Origin of the sequence: Arthrobacter sp. 131MFCol6.1, from assembly GCF_000374925.1 — a bacterium.
Taxonomy (GTDB): domain Bacteria; phylum Actinomycetota; class Actinomycetes; order Actinomycetales; family Micrococcaceae; genus Arthrobacter.
In genome coordinates this window covers 206,951-221,866 of sequence record NZ_KB895541.1, presented here as the reverse complement: position 1 = coordinate 221,866, position 14,916 = coordinate 206,951, and the positions used below count along the sequence as shown (strand labels likewise).

Here is a 14,916-nt window from a genome sequence, read left to right as displayed (position 1 = left end):
GGATCCTGCCTGGGTCCGGTTCGTGAAGCTGTGGAAGCGCCGGGGCGCTCTGCCTGTTTGCCGGGGGCGCCTAGCCTCCGTGGCCGACGACGGCGTCGAGCTCGCGGCCGTCGAAGCAGGTCCGGGTTCCGGTGTGGCACGCCGCGCCGACCTGGTCGACCCGGACCAGCAGCGCATCGCCGTCGCAGTCCATCGCGAGCGACTTGACCCATTGCACGTGCCCGGAGGTGTCTCCCTTGCGCCAGTACTCCTGGCGGGAGCGCGAATAGAACGTCACGCGTCCGCTGGTCAGGGTGCGGTGCAGCGCCTCGTCGTCCATCCAGCCCAGCATCAGCACCTCGTGGGTGTCGAACTGCTGGACGATGGCGGCCACCAGGCCGGCGCTGTCGCGCTTGAGGGCGTCCGCCAGGCCGGCCGGAAGGGGGCTGCCGCTGACGGGGCTGCTATCGACGGCGCTGCCGTTGATGGCGCTGCCGTTGATGGGGCTGGGGGCGGAGGCGGGCTGCTCAGACATCAGATCAAGTCTAGTGCCTTCGGGCCGGTCACCGGCCTGCGGGCAGGTCCCCCCGCTTAATACTGGGTCGCCAATCGGGCCGCCCGCGGCGGTCCGGCACCGGATGGTGCCGCCAGGCGCGGTTGCGGCGGCGATTCCTGTGCCCACGTACGGCCGTCTCGTGCTAGTTTCACAAGTGATGCATTTCGTCGAACCGTCCCGAGAAGTCCTGGCCGAAACCCTGCTGGCGGCCGGCCCTGATGCCGCCACGCTCTGCACAGGTTGGCTCACCCGCGACCTTGCCGCGCACTTGTACCTGCGCGAGCGGAAAATCGCCGTCGGACTGGGCCTGCTGATCAAGCGCCTGTCCAAGGCCTCGGACCAGGCGACGGCCGAACTGGCGGGCACGTTGAAGACCACCGAGGACTACGCCAAGCTGGTCAACGACTTCCGGGCAGGTCCCCCGGCGCTGTCCCCGCTGCGGATCAAGGCCCTGGACGAAAGCTCCAACCTGATCGAGTACTTCGTGCACACCGAGGACGTCCGCCGCGCCGTGGACCGCTGGGCCCCGCGGGCACTGGACCAGGCCTACTCGGACGCGCTGTGGGCTGAGCTCGTCAAGCGCGCCGCGATCCTGTACCGCGGCGTGGACCTGGGCATTGTGCTGGTGAGCCCCTCGGGCCCGCGGCACGTCGCCAAACGCGCCCCCGTGTCCGTGGCCATCGTCGGCGAACCGGGCGAGCTGCTCATGCATGCCCACGGCCGCACCCGCCACGCCCTCGTGACCTTCGAAGGCCAGCCGGACGCCGTCGCGCTCCTGCAGTCCGCCGAAGTCGGCCTCTAACTCCCACCACAAAGCAACGCGGGGTCACTTACCGCCCATAATCCCCTCCGGGACGGGCGCTAAGTGACCCCGCGTTGGTTTAAGCGGGTGCTAGCGGACTTCGAAGCCTGCGTCCCGGATCGCGGCCTTGACCTGCGCAATCATGTCCAGCGGGCCGAAGTGGAAGACCGAGGCCGCGAGGACGGCGTCGGCGCCTGCTGCCACGGCCGGCGGGAAGTGCTCCGGCTTGCCGGCGCCGCCGGAGGCGATGAGCGGGACCTTGACCCCGGCTCGCGCCAGGCGGATGAGTTCCAAGTCGAAGCCGTCCTTGGTGCCGTCGGCGTCGATCGAGTTCAGCAGGATTTCACCCACTCCGCGGTCGGCCGCTTCCCGCGCCCAGGCGATCGCGTCGATTCCGGTCCCCTGCCGTCCGCCGTGCGTGGTGACTTCGAAGCCTGACGGCGTGGGCTGCGAGCCCGGACGGGTGCGCCTCGCGTCGAGGGAGAGCACCAGGACCTGGGAACCAAAGTGCCGGGTGATCTCGTCGATCACTTCCGGCCGGGCCACGGCTGCGGTGTTGATCGCGGCCTTGTCCGCGCCGCAGCGCAGGAGCTTGTCCACCTCGGCCACGCCGCGGACGCCGCCGCCGACCGTCAGCGGGATGAAGACTTCCTCGGCGGTGCGGCGGACGACGTCGAACGTGGTCTCCCGGTTGCCGGAGGACGCCGTGACGTCAAGGAACGTCAGCTCATCGGCGCCGCTGTTGTCGTACCGGTGCGCCAGTTCCACCGGGTCCCCGGCGTCGCGGAGGCCCTCAAAGTTGATGCCCTTGACCACGCGGCCGGCATCGACGTCGAGGCACGGGATGACGCGCACGGCAACAGTCATGACTTCTCCTAGGTAGTGACGGAGGTTTATTGACGGAGGGGAATTGCTGGTAGAGCTCGGCGGGCGTGGCGCCTAGATGCGGCAGGCGTGGATGCTGCTGACCAGGATGGCGCGGGCGCCGAGGTCGTACAGCTCGTCCATGATCCGGTTGGTTTCCCGCTTGGGCACCATCGAGCGGACGGCCACCCAGTCCGAATCGCGCAGCGGCGACACGGTCGGCGACTCCAGGCCCGGGGTGAGCCCGGCGGCCTGCTCCACGAGCTCCTTGCGGATGTCGTAGTCCATCATCACGTACTGCCGGGCAACCAGGACGCCCTGGAGCCGGCGGATCAGCACTTCCGTTGCCGGGTTCTGCTCGCCCTTGCGGCCGATCAGCACCGACTCGGAATTCAGGATCGGCTCGCCGAAGATCTCCATGCCGGCGGCCTTGAGCGTGGTGCCGGTCTCGACGACGTCGGCAATCGCGTCCGCGACGCCGAGGCGGACGGAGGATTCCACGGCGCCGTCGAGGCGGACCACCTTGGCCTTGATGCCGCGCTCGGCCAGGTAGCCGCGCAGCAGCCCGTCGTAGCTCGTGGCGAGGCGCTTGCCCTCAAGCTGGTCGATCGTGGTGAAATCGCCCACCGGGCCGGCGAAGCGGAAGGTGGAAGCGGCGAAGCCCAGCGGCAGCAGCTCCTCGGCCTCGACCTCGGCGTCGAGCAGGAGGTCGCGGCCGGTGATGCCGACGTCGAGCGTTCCCTGGCCGACATACACGGCAATGTCGCGCGGGCGCAGGAAGAAGAACTCGATGTCGTTGTCCGGGTCCACCATGACAAGCTCGCGGGTGTCGCGGCGCTGGCGGTAGCCGGCCTCGGCAAGCATGGCCGAGGCGGCTTCGGACAGGGATCCCTTATTCGGGACGGCAACTCTAAGCATGGGAAAAAGTCTCTCTTGGGTTGGAAGTCTCTGTTGGGGCACATCGGCCACGCAGTGCACGGGATCCGCCAGCTAGGTCATGGCGGTGTCCGGTGCGGGCGCGGCTACAGATGCTTGTAGACGTCTTCCAGGGTGAGTCCTTTGGCGAGCATCAGAACCTGCAGGTGGTACAGCAGCTGGGAAATTTCCTCGGCGGCGGCCTCATCGGATTCATACTCGGCAGCCATCCAAACCTCGGCTGCTTCCTCCACGACCTTCTTGCCGATGCCATGGACTCCGGAATCCAGTTCGGCGACGGTGCGGGAGCCCTCCGGGCGGACGGCTGCCTTTTCACTCAGTTCTGCGAACAGCGACTCGAAATTCTTCACGCCCCCAAGCCTACTTGCTTCCGGCGCGGGAACGCCCGCCGGGGCGTTGCATGACGGGGAAGGTGTGAGGCAATACATATCCAGCACATGTATCACTGTCAATACAGCCAATACGGTCAACACAGCCAACACAGCCGGCGCGGGCGGCCAGGGTGGAGCCCGCGCCGGCAAAAGCTGCAGCGTGGCGGCTCAGCCGAACTGCTTGAGCGTCACAGCCGTGGCCAGGGCGGCGGTAACGGCCTCGTGCCCCTTGTCCTCGGTGGATCCGGGCAGGCCGGCCCGGTCGATCCCCTGCTGCTCGGTGTCGCACGTCAGCACGCCGAAGCCCACGGGGACGCCGGTGCGGACGCTGACCTCGGTCAGGCCCAGGGTGGCCGCCTCGCAGACATATTCGAAGTGCGGAGTACCGCCCCGGATGACGACGCCGAGCGCCACGACGGCGTCGAAGTGCGGTGCCAGCCGGGCGGCCGCGACCGGGAGCTCAAATGTGCCCGGCACGCGCAGGACGGTCGGCTCATTGATGCCGGCGTCCTTCGCGGCGCGCAGGGCGCCGTCGAGGAGGCCGTCCATGATCTGGGTGTGCCAGCTCGCGGCCACAATGGCCAGTTTGAGCCGTGAGGTTTCCTCGGGCTTGAAGGTGCTGAGGTCGATCTGGGGGGCGCCGTGGCCGCTCATAGGGTATTCCTTGCTGTTGTGTCTGGTGGTTGTGCTGCTGCCCGGTCAGTCCTGGTCGTGCTCGAATCCGGAGAGGCCCACGGCCGGAGCGGGTTCAACATCCAGGACCAGGCGGTGGTCCATCCGGTCCTTCTTCGTCTGCAGGTAGCGGATGTTCTGCTCCCGGGAGGGGACCTCCGTGGGGACCATCTCCACTACCTTGACGCCTGCCTGCGCGAGCCGGTCCTGCTTGTCCGGGTTGTTGCTCAGCAGCCGGATCTCGTGGAGACCCATCTCCGCGAGGATCTGGGCCGCGGCCTTGTAGCAGCGCGCGTCGACCGGCAGCCCGAGCTGCTCGTTGGCCTCCACGGTGTCAAACCCGGCCTCCTGCAGCGCGTAGGCCTTCATCTTGTTCGCCAGGCCGATCCCGCGGCCCTCCTGGCCGCGCAGGTACAGCAGGGTGCCGCCGAGTTCGTTGATCAGTTCGAGGGCATAGGCCAACTGCTCGCCGCAGTCGCAGCGGTAAGAGCCAAACACATCGCCCGTCAGGCACTCCGAATGGAGGCGCACCAGCGGCGCCTGCCCGTCAACCGGGGCCATAGGTGAACTGACCGCCAGGTGTTCCGCGCCGGTGGCCAGGTCGGTCCAGGCCTGCGCCACGAAATCGCCAAAGGCGGTGGGCAGCTGGACAATGGGTCCTGCGCTGACCGGATGCGGCTGACGGGCCATGTCCGTCTCTTCTTGGGTCTCCGAAGTCGTCACTATTTCTCCTCCATCAGACAGGATCCGCTGTGTGGCTGCCGTGCTGTCCCGCTTCAAGGTACGCCACCAGATCCGCAATCGAAATCAGGGGGCAGCCATGCTCGATGGCGAAGCCGCGCAATCCGTCCAGCCGCATCATTTCTCCGTTGTCGTACACGAGCTCTGCAATCACGCCCACGGGCTCCAGGCCCGCCAGCCGGCACAGGTCCACGGCCGCCTCGGTGTGGCCGGGACGTTCCCGCACTCCCCCCTTAACGGCGCGGAGGGGAAAAACATGCCCGGGGCGGGTCAATGAATTTGGCCGGCTTTGCGGGTCGGCCAGTATCCGGGCCGTCAGGGCGCGGTCCGTGGCGGAAATTCCGGTGCTGACACCCACGGCGGCGTCGCAGGACACGGTGTAGGCGGTGCCCTTGGCGTCTTCGTTGATTGCCACCATCGGCGGCAGCGCCAGGGCGTCGGCCCGGTCCGCGGCGAGCGGCACGCAGATCACTCCGGAGCTGTAGCGGACTGTCCAGCCCATCAGCGCCGGGGTGGCGTGCTCGGCGGCGAAAATGATGTCGCCTTCGTTCTCGCGGTCCTCGTTGTCCACCACCAGGACGGGGCGCCCGGCTGCCATGGCGCTGATGGCGTCCTCGATCGGATCGAGGCCAGCACGCCCGGTGCCGGTGCCGGCAGCGGCGGCGGGGAGCACGTCGGCCAGGTCGTGGCCGGGCTGGTCCTTGACCCGGCTCATTTCGTGGGCCCGTCCGTGCGGGCGGCTTCTCCGGCGGAACCTTCGGCCGCCCGGTGCGCGGCGGGCGACGTACCGCCGGCAAAGGACAGCAGGCGTTCGGTGTACTTCGCCAGGACATCGACCTCGAGGTTTACGTGGCTGCCGAGCGTTTTTTGGCCCAGGCCGGTCTCGGCCAGGGTGGTGGGGATCAGCCCCACTTCAAACCAGGGCGCCGGGTCGTTGGCCGGGCTGACTGTCGTGACGGTGAGGGAGACGCCGTCGACGGCGATGGATCCCTTTTCGGCGATGTACCGGGCCAGCCCGGCCGGCACCGAGAACCGGAGCCGGTCCCAGTTGCCAAGCCCTTCACGCTCCACGAGCTGGCCGACGCCGTCGACATGTCCCTGCACCACGTGGCCGTCAAGCCGTCCTCCGGCGGGGACGCAGCGTTCCAGGTTGACGGGATCGCCCGCAGTGAGTTCTCCGATGGTGCTGCGGTTGAGGGTCTCGCCCATGACGTCGACGCTGAAGTCCCTGCCGTCGATCTGCGTGGCGGTGAGGCAGACGCCGTTGACTGCAATGGAACCACCCAGGGCGAGGCCGTCCGTGGTGCCGGGCGCGTGGAGCCGAACGGTGGCGCTACTGTCCCCGTTGCGTTCAACGGACAGCACCTTCCCCTGCTCGGCGATAATTCCGGTAAACATCAATTGCCTCCTGCGGCGGTGTCCGCGCCGGTGCGGCGCGGGGTTGTATCGGATGAAGTAGAGATGGCGGCCGGGGCAGCCGGGCGAAGATGCAGCCGGAGGTCGCGGCCGAGGACCTGGACGGCGCCGCCGGATGCCGGGTCCCATTCCCAGTGCTGGGCATCGGCCAAGGTAGTGATGCCGAGGTCGTCCAGGGCGGCAGTACCGGAGCCAAGCAGTGTCGGCGCCAGGTAGACGATGAGTTCGTCGACCAGGCCGGCGGTCAGGAAAGCGCTCAGGATCCGGGAGCCGCCCTCCACCATGAGGTGCCGGACGCCGTGTGCGAACAGCTCGTCCAGGGCCTCGCGCGGGTCGCGGGTGGCCAGGTGCAGGACGTTGCCGTCGGCTCCGTGGATGGCGGCGTCGTCGGGAATGCCCCGGTACCCCATGACGGCGCGCAGCGGCTGTTTGCCGGCCGGTTCGCCCGCGGTGTTCCGGGCGGTGAGCCGGGGGTTGTCGATCAGGACCGTCTGGGTGCCCACCAGGATGGCGTCAATCCGGCCGCGCAGGGCGTGGTTGTCCGCGAGCGATTCCGGGCTGGAGATCCACTGGCTGGTGCCGTCGCTGGCGGCGATGCGGCTGTCGAGGGTCTGGGCGATATGCAGGGTGACGAAGGGCCGTTTGGCGGCGACGGCGTCGAACCAGCGGCGGTTCAGGTCCAGCGCCGCATCGGCTGCCAGCCCGGAGCGGACGCGGACACCCGCGGCGCGGAGCGTCACGGCGCCGCCGGCGGCCGGGTCGTGGGGATCGTCGACGGCGTAGATGACGTCGGTGATGCCGGCGTCGATAATCGCCTGCGCGCAGGGCCCGGTGCGCCCGCAGTGGTTGCAGGGCTCCAGCGTCACCACGATCGCCGCGCCGCGGAGGTCCCGGCCCGCCGCCTTCGCCTGGCCGATCGCGTCAGCCTCGGCATGGGCAGTCCCGGCTCCGCGGTGGTATCCGGTGGCGAGGTGCGTCCCGTCGGCCCCGACGACGACGGCTCCCACGAGCGGGTTGGCGCCCCGCGGGCCCTGCGCCGCGGCGGCCAGGGCGGCCTGCATCGCAGCGTTTTCGGCTGCGCTGAACGGGGCGTCGTCGAACGTGGCCGCGCTGAACGGGGCGGCGTCGAAGGAGGCAGCGCTGAACGAAGCGGTGCCGCGCTTGGCCGCGCTGGATCCGGCGCTCACGCCGGCGCTGTTGGGGGCGCTCACCTGGCCACCAGCGGGTCAAGGGATGCGGTTTCGACCGTGGCCGGCCGGTTCGCCAGCTTCGAGGCACGCCACCAGACAAAGAACCCGGCCAGGGTAAAGAAGCCGTAGAAGAGGTACATGACGGCGCTGGCGTAGTAGCCCGCGCTGAACAGCAGTGGCACACCGACGACGTCCACCGCCACCCAGATGAGCCAGAACTCCGTCCAGCCGCGCGCCATCCCGTAGGTCGCCAGCAGCGAGCCCGTGAACGTCCAGGCGTCGGCCCAGACCGGCGGGTAGGACCCGAGGGAGTCGAAGACCGGGGTAAGCGCCGCGGTGCCGGCCACGAGGCTGAGGGCCAGAATCACCCGGGTCCGGTTGCTGGCCCAGCGCGGCGCGAGGACCGCCCCGCTGCTGGCGGGCTGCCTGCCCTGCTGCCAGCGGTACCAGCCGTAGAGGGCGACGCCGATGAACATGACCTGGCGTCCGGCCTGGCCCCACAGCGTGGCGGGCGTGGCGGAACCGAAGACGTTGCCCAGGAAGACCGTCAGGAGCAGTAAGTTGCCGGCGATGCCGACGGGCCATGCCCAGACCCGGCGGCGCATGCCGCCAAAGGCGCTGGCGAGGCCAAAGATGTTGCCTAGCACTTCACGAAGAATCAGGACAGATCCGCCTACCGGGATCTGCGCTTCGAAGAGCCATCGCAAGGGGTCCATGCGTGTGTCGTTCCTTCCCTCAAGAACCGCGATGGCTCCGGGGGTATACGACAGCGCAATTATGCGGCGCCGTGGGGGCGCCGCAATAACAGCTGTACGTGCTTCTCTCATCCAGACTTTAACTGTCGGTACCGGAATTTCACCGGTTCAACCGTTTGCCGGCATCCTTCCCGAAGGAAGGCGCTGGCGCGCGGGTCGCGGACTGTCACCGCCGGTTCGGACTTACACCGACCCCGGAGCACGTATGTGTGTTGTTATTCTGACACAACTGCGGGCCTGCCCGGGCTATTCCCCGGACGCCGATGTTACGCCCGGCGTCATCTTCGCAGCAGTTCCCTGCCGGGTGCGCTGCCGGACCGGTGCGTCAGCGGGACCCGGCCGCCCGGAGCCTTTCGACGGCCTCCGCCGGATCCGCGGCGCCGTAGACGGCTGACCCCGCAACAAAGACGTTCGCCCCCGCCTCTGCGGCGCGCACGATCGTGTCCTCGGTGATGCCGCCGTCCACCTGCAGTGCCACTGCGGCGCCGGAACCGTCAATGGCGGCCCGGGCCCGTCGGATCTTGGGCAGCGTCAGGTCCAGGAAGGACTGCCCGCCGAAGCCGGGCTCCACCGTCATGATCAACAGCAGGTCCAGTTCCGGCAGCATGTCCAGATAGGGCTCCACGGCGGTGCCCGGACGCAGCGCCATGCCGGCTTTGGCCCCACGGGCGCGCAGTTCCCGCGCCAATTTGATCGGCGCGATCGAGGCTTCGGCGTGGAACGTCACCGAGGCCACCCCGGCGTCGGCGAAGCCCGGCGCCCAGCGGTCCGCGTCGGCGATCATCAGGTGTGCGTCCAGCGGCACCGGGCTGACGGCCTGGATGCGCTGCACCACGGGCAGCCCGATGGTCAGGTTGGGCACGAAGTGGTTGTCCATGACGTCCACATGCACTGCATCGGCATTGCTGATACGGCGCAGTTCGGCCTCAAGGTTGACGAAGTCAGCCGAAAGGATGCTCGGGTTGATGCAGCACTGGGCCATGGATTTCCTTCTCGTTCGTACTTAGCTGGATCGTTCTTAGCTGGCAGTGCCCCAGTATCAGCGAAACTCAGGCCAACTTGCGAATCAGCGCCAGGAACATGGCGTCCGTCTGGTGCACGTGCGGCCAGAGCTGGGCGGTGAGGTCGTGCCCGGCCTCGAGGTGGCCGGTGAGGCTGACGCTGTCCAGCACGGCGCCGGCGTCGAGGAGTTCGAGGTCCTCGCGCTTGCGCAGGGCATCACTGACGACGGCGGTGGTCTCTGCCGGGTGCGGCGAACATGTCACGTACGCCACCACGCCGCCGGGCTTGACGGCGTCGATCGCGGAGTTGAGCAGCTGGCGCTGCAGCGGGCCAAGGTCCACGAGGTCCTTGGGCGTGCGCCGCCAGCGCGACTCCGGGCGCCGGCGCAGGGCCCCCAGGCCGGTGCACGGAACATCGACCAGGACACGGTCGAAGGACTCCGGCTGCTCGGAGCCGATGTCCCGGCCGTCCCCGGTCCTGACCTCCCAGGCCTCCCGCGGGACCGCAGACAGGGCCTGGCGCACGAGTTTGGCCCGGTGCGGGGCGGATTCGTTGGCCAGCAGGTGGGCGCCCCGCTGCCGGGCCAGGGCGCCGAGCAGGGCGGCCTTGCCGCCGGGGCCAGCACAGAGATCCAGCCAGCGCTCCCCCGCGTCCCCGCTGTCCGTCCCCGCTTCGGCGCCGGGGGCCGTGCCGGGGTTTGTGCCGAGATCGACGGCGGCCATGGCGCGGGCCACGAGCTGCGAGCCGACGTCCTGGACGCGGGTGCTTCCGTCACGGACCGAGGCGAGCCGGCCAAGGTCCCCGCCGCTGGAGAGCGCGGATCCCTCGACGAGCTCACCCGGGGTGGCTCCGCTTTCCAAAGCCTCGTCCAGGCTGCCCACGCCCGGCAGTGCCACGAGGTTCACCACGGGCGCGGCGTTGTCCGCTTCGAGCAGCTCGTCAATCTCAGCAGCCGGCCGGCCGTGGACCACGAGCGACTGGCGGAGCGCGCGGACGATCCATTCAGGGTGGGCATAACGGATGGACGCGATCCGGGTGGCATCGGTCTCGGTGCTGAGCAGCAGGTCGAGCCACTCATCGAGGGTGCGGGCGGAGACTTTGCGCAGGACGGCGTTGATCAGTGCCGAGGGCCCGGCCCCGATCACGGCGCGGGCCAGCCCCACCGTCTGGTCCAGGGCGGCGTGAGCGGGCACGCGCATGGCGAGCAACTGGTGCACCCCGATCCGCAGGGCATCGAGGATCGCGGGATCCAGTTCGTCCAGCGGCCGGTCCACGCACCGGGCGAGTATGGCGTCATACGTGCCCTGGCCGCGGAGGGCGCCGTAGCTGAGCTCGGTGGCGAAACCGGCGTCGCGCTTGTCCAGCCCGTGGTGCCGGATCCGGGCCGGGAGCACCAGGTTCGCGTAGGCGTCCTCGGCGGCCACGGCGCGGAGGACCTCAAAGGCAACCAGCCGGGCCGGATCGGCGCGGCGGGTCCGCTGGGACGGGGCGCTCTCGGTGAAGCCGCGCTGCGGGCCGCGGTTGCGTTCCCGGCCCTGGGCATTCCGCCGGCTGCCGCCCCCGGCGCCCTGGCCACTGCCTCGGCTGCTGCCGCTGGTCCCGGAACCGCTCATTCGAATACCACGCTTTCAAGTGTTGCCTGCCCACGCGCCCAATCAGCGGCGGCCATCATTTTCTTGCCCGCGGGCTGGACCCGCGTCAATTCCACCGGGTGCGATCCCGTACCGACGAGGACCCGTTTCCCGTCCATGGCCAACTGTCCGGGCCGAAGCGCGGCTGAATCCGCGGCCGGCAGGACCGGTTCCAGTTTGATCCGCTGGCCCTCCAGCAGGGTCCAGGCGCCCGGCTCCGGGGTGACGCCGCGGGCCCGGCGGCCGATCGCGAGAGCGGGCTGCTGCCAGTCGAGCCGGCCGTCCTCGAGGCTGAGTTTGGGTGCCAGGCTGACATCGCCCTGCTGCGGCAGCGCGACGGCTTTGCCGGCGTCGATCGCGGACAGGGTCTGGGCCAGCAGGACCGCGCCGCTGTGGGAGAGCCGTTCGAGCAGTGCCCCGGCGGTATCGGCGGGGTTCACGGACTCGGTGAGGGTTCCGAAGACCGGGCCGGTGTCCAGCCCCTCCTCCAGGCGGAAGGTGACGGCACCGGTGACGTCGTCGCCGGCGATGACGGCGCGCTGCACGGGGGCGGCGCCGCGCCAGGCCGGCAGCAGCGAGAAATGCAGGTTCACCCAGCCGTGGCGGGGAACAGCGAGGGCCGCAGGGGGAATCAGCCCGCCGTAGGCCACGATCGCCGCGACGTCCGGTGCTGCGGCGGCAATGCGGGCGGTGACCCCGGCATCGACTTTGGCGGCGTGGATGATCTCGATGCCGAGCTCTGCGGCCCTGGCGGCCACGGGCGACGGCGTCAGGACGCGTTTGCGTCCCAGCGGTGCGTCCGGGCGGGTGAGGACAGCGACGACGTCGAACCCGGCGCCAACAAGGGCGTCGAGGGACGGCACGGCGACGGCAGGGGTCCCCGCGAAGAGAACCCTCACGGGGTGATTCCGAAGCTGGACCCGCCAAAGCTCGTCCCGACGCTCTTCGCGCGCTTGGTGGTTGTCTGTTCCGTGATGGCGTCGTAGTTGGCATTGCGGATGGCGCGCAGGGCGGCCTTACGGTCCTCGCCCTCGAGCCGATCGGTGTAGAGGATCCCGTCGAGGTGGTCGGTCTCGTGCTGGAAGCAGCGCGCCAGCATGTCCTCGCCCTCGACGGTGACGGGGTTGCCCTGCAGGTCCACGCCGGTCACCCGGGTATGGCGGTAGCGGCGGACGGGGAAGCCCAGGCCCGGGATCGACAGGCATCCCTCGACCTGGTCCGGCTGGAAGTCCTCGCTGTTTTCCAGCACGGGGTTGACGATATGGCCCTCGACGCCGCCGATCCGGTAGGTGAAGACGCGCAGGCTCACACCGACCTGGGGCGCGGCCAGGCCGGCGCCCTCGACATCCTCCATGGTTTCGGTCATGTCGGCGACGAGCTTTGCCAGTTCAGGCCCGAATTCCGTCACGGGATCGGCGACTGTGCGCAGCACAGGATCCCCGATGATGCGGATATTCAAAATGGCCATGTGCAATCTGTCCTCACGGTGGGCGGCTAGGGATCCAATCCAGTTTAGTTGCAGCTGCCCGGCTTCTGTTCGGGGCTTCCGTTCAGCGCATCTGTTCAGCGCTTCACGGGCGGCGCCAGCGGGAGCAGTGCTGCTCCGGCGGTCGCCGTGTCGGCGGACATTTCCCACACGCGGCGCAGCGCACAGAATTTCCACCAGTGGTGCTTCAGGACCTCGGGGTTGGCCCGCTGCGGACGGACCTCGGTCTCGCCGACCGCCACGGCCAGGAGGATCGGGGACTCGCCGTGCTGCCAGGCCTCCCATTCGCCCGCCACGGGATCCACGAGGCTTTCCTCCGCCTTCATGCCCGCCACGAGCTGCATGACCACTTTGTCATCCAGTGGTTTGACGGTGCCGTCCCGGCTGGTGCCCTTGGTCTTGTAGTCGATCAGACAGGTCCTGCCGTTGATCCGTGCCACGAGGTCCAGGGTGCCGGCATAGCCGACCGTCTTGTTCCACACCGTAATTTCCGGGGCGATGGGTTCAACGTCGAAGAGCTCCCACCATTCGTCGAAGCGTGCCGCGAAGGCTTCCTCGCCGTTGGTGGCCAGGGCCTCCCGTGTTTCCTTCATCTGGTGCGGCCGGCCGAGCGCGCGCAGCGCAACCTGCTCGCAGTAGTTGTGGACCCGGTCGCCGCGCTTGGCGGCATCGTCCCGGTACGACTCCGCCGCCTTGGCTGCCCGGCTGACCGCCTGGCGCAGTTTGGCCGGGCTCCCCAGGATGCCGGGGAGCTCGGGATCCTGGGCCAGGCTGTTCGCGCCCATATACCCGAACCAGCCATCCAGGCCGTGTGGCTGCTGGCCGATCACCGTGGTGATGGAAGGGACGGAGAACTGTGCGGACGTGGAGCGGGCGTACATGCGGCCATAGTCAGTGGCGTGGGCGAGGAGTGGAGCGGTCATATGAAGACTCTTTCACGGGGGTCAGACAACGATGAAAAGCAAAATGGCCCGCCCCGCTGAGTCAGCGGAACAGACCATTTCGTTAGTGGGCGATACTGGGTTCGAACCAGTGACCTCTTCGGTGTGAACGAAGCGCGCTACCACTGCGCCAATCGCCCTAACGACATTGAATGCTAGCCCACCCGGGCGGATTTTAGAAATCGGCCCGGGGAACCCGGCCGCGCCGCGGATCCGTGGCCAACGCTCCCCCGCAACAGGCGCGTGCGCAGGTAATGTCCACCAATCCTCCACGGACCCCGCCACTCCTCCCAGGCAGTGGTCCCGGGATAGCCCCTGCACCGCCTCGGGCCACCGCTTGAGGCCGCCGCAAATTACAGCGCTGTAATTAGCAAAATCCCCTAGAACTCAGGGAAGCAGGGCCATGGAACATGGGAAGACGCGCCTCGATTTGTAGATTCCCAGAACCTCCTATAGAGTTCTTACTCGTTGGAACGCGAGGAAATGCCGAATGCGGCAAGGAAATGTACACCAACAATGCGGACGTAGCTCAGCTGGTAGAGCACCACCTTGCCAAGGTGGATGTCGCGAGTTCGAATCTCGTCGTCCGCTCGCAGGACACTGTCACGGCAAAGGTTCTTCGGAATCCTGTCTACACGGTGGGTTGGCCGAGAGGCGAGGCAGCGGCCTGCAAAGCCGTATACACGGGTTCGAATCCCGTACCCACCTCGGTGAAAACCCTGGTTTCCGGTTTCGATCGGATGCAAGGGGCGATTGGCGCAGCGGTAGCGCGCTTCCCTGACACGGAAGAGGTCACTGGTTCGATCCCAGTATCGCCCACCAGAGCAAGGCAACTTGCTTGATGCAGTACCACCGGCCCAGCCGGCATGGACTAAATGCGGACGTAGCTCAGCTGGTAGAGCACCACCTTGCCAAGGTGGATGTCGCGAGTTCGAATCTCGTCGTCCGCTCTCTTCATTACAACTCCACTCCGGATCCTTCCGGTTGCGGGCGATTGGCGCAGCGGTAGCGCGCTTCCCTGACACGGAAGAGGTCACTGGTTCGATCCCAGTATCGCCCACCACAAGAGCAGCTCCCCCGGAGCTGCTCTTTTTTGTGTACTTCTTTTGTGTACTTCGTTTTATGTACTTCGCTCGTGCACTGCGGATTGGTGTACTCCGGGCCCTTCTACCCTGTGCACCTGGCCTTCCACCTTTTATCCTCTGGGCGGACACCCTTGGCACCCCCGCCACCTCCCGCTAGGGTAGAGAGCGCTAGGAGCGATCTGGCTCCGCGACCGAAGGGAGGTGCCCGTGGGTTTACTTGACGATCTAAAGGGCAAGGCTCAGCAAGTTATTGGTGGCAACGAAGAAGCCATCAAGGACGGCATCGAAAAGGCAGGCGACTTCGTCGACTCCAAGACCGGCGGAAAGCACGCCGACAAGATCGATGCCGTGCAGCGTGGCGCTTCCGACTTCGTGGACAAGGCGAACGACCGGCCGAACCCGGCCCCGGTCGCCGATCAGACTCCCGCAGCCGGTGAGCCCCCCGTAGCCGGGGAACCCCGCCAGCCAGGCCTCTGACCCAGATCCGTC

Annotated in this window: 17 protein-coding genes, 6 tRNA genes and 1 riboswitch; of the genes, 7 read left to right on the top strand and 16 right to left on the bottom strand. The window is 68.1% G+C overall.

Going from position 1 to position 14,916, the window contains the following annotated elements; genetic code table 11:
• Positions 1–70: 70 nt before the first annotated feature.
• Positions 71–514: a phosphoribosyl-AMP cyclohydrolase gene (hisI, locus tag C566_RS0101050; RefSeq protein WP_018772467.1), complete on the bottom strand. Its 444-nt coding sequence runs from the start codon at positions 512–514 to the stop codon at positions 71–73.
• A gap of 178 nt (positions 515–692) precedes the next feature.
• Between hisI and C566_RS0101045 the strand changes: the two genes are divergently transcribed.
• Positions 693–1,337, top strand: a complete 645-nt coding sequence (locus tag C566_RS0101045) for a TIGR03085 family metal-binding protein (RefSeq protein WP_018772466.1) — start codon at positions 693–695, stop codon at positions 1,335–1,337.
• A 90-nt stretch (positions 1,338–1,427) separates the two neighbouring features.
• Here the strand turns inward: C566_RS0101045 and hisF are convergent, their stop codons facing one another.
• The 15 genes from hisF to C566_RS0100965 form a co-directional block, all read right to left on the bottom strand.
• The gene (gene hisF / locus C566_RS20390) at positions 1,428–2,204 is read right to left on the bottom strand and encodes an imidazole glycerol phosphate synthase subunit HisF (RefSeq protein WP_018772465.1); all 777 of its coding nucleotides are present in this window, start codon (positions 2,202–2,204) and stop codon (positions 1,428–1,430) included.
• Positions 2,205–2,276: 72 nt separating this feature from the next.
• Positions 2,277–3,119, bottom strand: coding sequence for an ATP phosphoribosyltransferase (gene hisG / locus C566_RS0101030; protein ID WP_026266261.1), 843 nt, complete (start codon positions 3,117–3,119; stop codon positions 2,277–2,279).
• 104 nt (positions 3,120–3,223) lie between these two features.
• Complete coding sequence (locus tag C566_RS0101025; protein WP_018772463.1) at positions 3,224–3,487, bottom strand: phosphoribosyl-ATP diphosphatase; 264 nt, start codon at positions 3,485–3,487, stop codon at positions 3,224–3,226.
• Between the two features lie 189 nt (positions 3,488–3,676).
• Positions 3,677–4,162 (bottom strand): 6,7-dimethyl-8-ribityllumazine synthase, encoded by a 486-nt coding sequence (ribH, locus tag C566_RS0101020; protein ID WP_018772462.1) that lies wholly within the window; start codon positions 4,160–4,162, stop codon positions 3,677–3,679.
• Positions 4,163–4,207: 45 nt separating this feature from the next.
• Positions 4,208–4,870 (bottom strand): GTP cyclohydrolase II, encoded by a 663-nt coding sequence (ribA, locus tag C566_RS0101015; protein ID WP_018772461.1) that lies wholly within the window; start codon positions 4,868–4,870, stop codon positions 4,208–4,210.
• A 46-nt stretch (positions 4,871–4,916) separates the two neighbouring features.
• Positions 4,917–5,636: a 3,4-dihydroxy-2-butanone-4-phosphate synthase gene (gene ribB / locus C566_RS20385; RefSeq protein WP_018772460.1), complete on the bottom strand. Its 720-nt coding sequence runs from the start codon at positions 5,634–5,636 to the stop codon at positions 4,917–4,919.
• Complete coding sequence (locus C566_RS0101005) at positions 5,633–6,319, bottom strand: riboflavin synthase (RefSeq protein WP_018772459.1); 687 nt, start codon at positions 6,317–6,319, stop codon at positions 5,633–5,635. The genes ribB and C566_RS0101005 overlap by 4 nt, the downstream gene beginning before the upstream one ends.
• Positions 6,319–7,398: a bifunctional diaminohydroxyphosphoribosylaminopyrimidine deaminase/5-amino-6-(5-phosphoribosylamino)uracil reductase RibD gene (gene ribD, locus C566_RS0101000; protein ID WP_051082236.1), complete on the bottom strand. Its 1,080-nt coding sequence runs from the start codon at positions 7,396–7,398 to the stop codon at positions 6,319–6,321. Before ribD ends, C566_RS0101005 begins: the two co-directional genes overlap by 1 nt.
• A gap of 146 nt (positions 7,399–7,544) precedes the next feature.
• A complete protein-coding gene (gene pnuC, locus C566_RS0100995) occupies positions 7,545–8,243 on the bottom strand; it encodes a nicotinamide riboside transporter PnuC (protein ID WP_018772457.1) in 699 nt (232 codons plus the stop codon).
• A gap of 94 nt (positions 8,244–8,337) precedes the next feature.
• Positions 8,338–8,489: riboswitch (FMN riboswitch) on the bottom strand.
• Positions 8,490–8,607: 118 nt separating this feature from the next.
• Complete coding sequence (gene rpe, locus C566_RS0100990; protein WP_018772456.1) at positions 8,608–9,264, bottom strand: ribulose-phosphate 3-epimerase; 657 nt, start codon at positions 9,262–9,264, stop codon at positions 8,608–8,610.
• A gap of 67 nt (positions 9,265–9,331) precedes the next feature.
• Complete coding sequence (locus C566_RS0100985) at positions 9,332–10,897, bottom strand: RsmB/NOP family class I SAM-dependent RNA methyltransferase (protein ID WP_018772455.1); 1,566 nt, start codon at positions 10,895–10,897, stop codon at positions 9,332–9,334.
• Positions 10,894–11,814, bottom strand: a complete 921-nt coding sequence (gene fmt / locus C566_RS0100980; RefSeq protein ID WP_018772454.1) for a methionyl-tRNA formyltransferase — start codon at positions 11,812–11,814, stop codon at positions 10,894–10,896. The genes C566_RS0100985 and fmt overlap by 4 nt, the downstream gene beginning before the upstream one ends.
• Positions 11,811–12,383: a peptide deformylase gene (gene def / locus C566_RS0100975; protein ID WP_018772453.1), complete on the bottom strand. Its 573-nt coding sequence runs from the start codon at positions 12,381–12,383 to the stop codon at positions 11,811–11,813. Before def ends, fmt begins: the two co-directional genes overlap by 4 nt.
• Positions 12,384–12,478: 95 nt before the next feature.
• On the bottom strand, positions 12,479–13,324 hold the full coding sequence (locus C566_RS0100970) for a hypothetical protein (protein WP_018772452.1): 846 nt from the start codon (positions 13,322–13,324) through the stop codon (positions 12,479–12,481).
• Between the two features lie 86 nt (positions 13,325–13,410).
• Positions 13,411–13,482 (bottom strand) — tRNA-Val (locus C566_RS0100965).
• A 378-nt stretch (positions 13,483–13,860) separates the two neighbouring features.
• Between C566_RS0100965 and C566_RS0100955 the strand changes: the two genes are divergently transcribed.
• The 6 genes from C566_RS0100955 to C566_RS0100930 all read left to right on the top strand — a co-directional run bounded on the left by C566_RS0100955 (position 13,861) and on the right by C566_RS0100930 (position 14,904).
• A tRNA-Gly gene (locus C566_RS0100955) sits at positions 13,861–13,933 on the top strand.
• A gap of 46 nt (positions 13,934–13,979) precedes the next feature.
• Positions 13,980–14,050, top strand: a tRNA-Cys gene (locus C566_RS0100950).
• A gap of 39 nt (positions 14,051–14,089) precedes the next feature.
• Positions 14,090–14,164 (top strand) — tRNA-Val (locus C566_RS0100945).
• 55 nt (positions 14,165–14,219) lie between these two features.
• Positions 14,220–14,292, top strand: a tRNA-Gly gene (locus tag C566_RS0100940).
• Between the two features lie 38 nt (positions 14,293–14,330).
• Positions 14,331–14,405, top strand: a tRNA-Val gene (locus tag C566_RS0100935).
• A 229-nt stretch (positions 14,406–14,634) separates the two neighbouring features.
• Complete coding sequence (locus C566_RS0100930) at positions 14,635–14,904, top strand: antitoxin (protein WP_018772451.1); 270 nt, start codon at positions 14,635–14,637, stop codon at positions 14,902–14,904.
• Positions 14,905–14,916 lie beyond the last annotated feature (12 nt).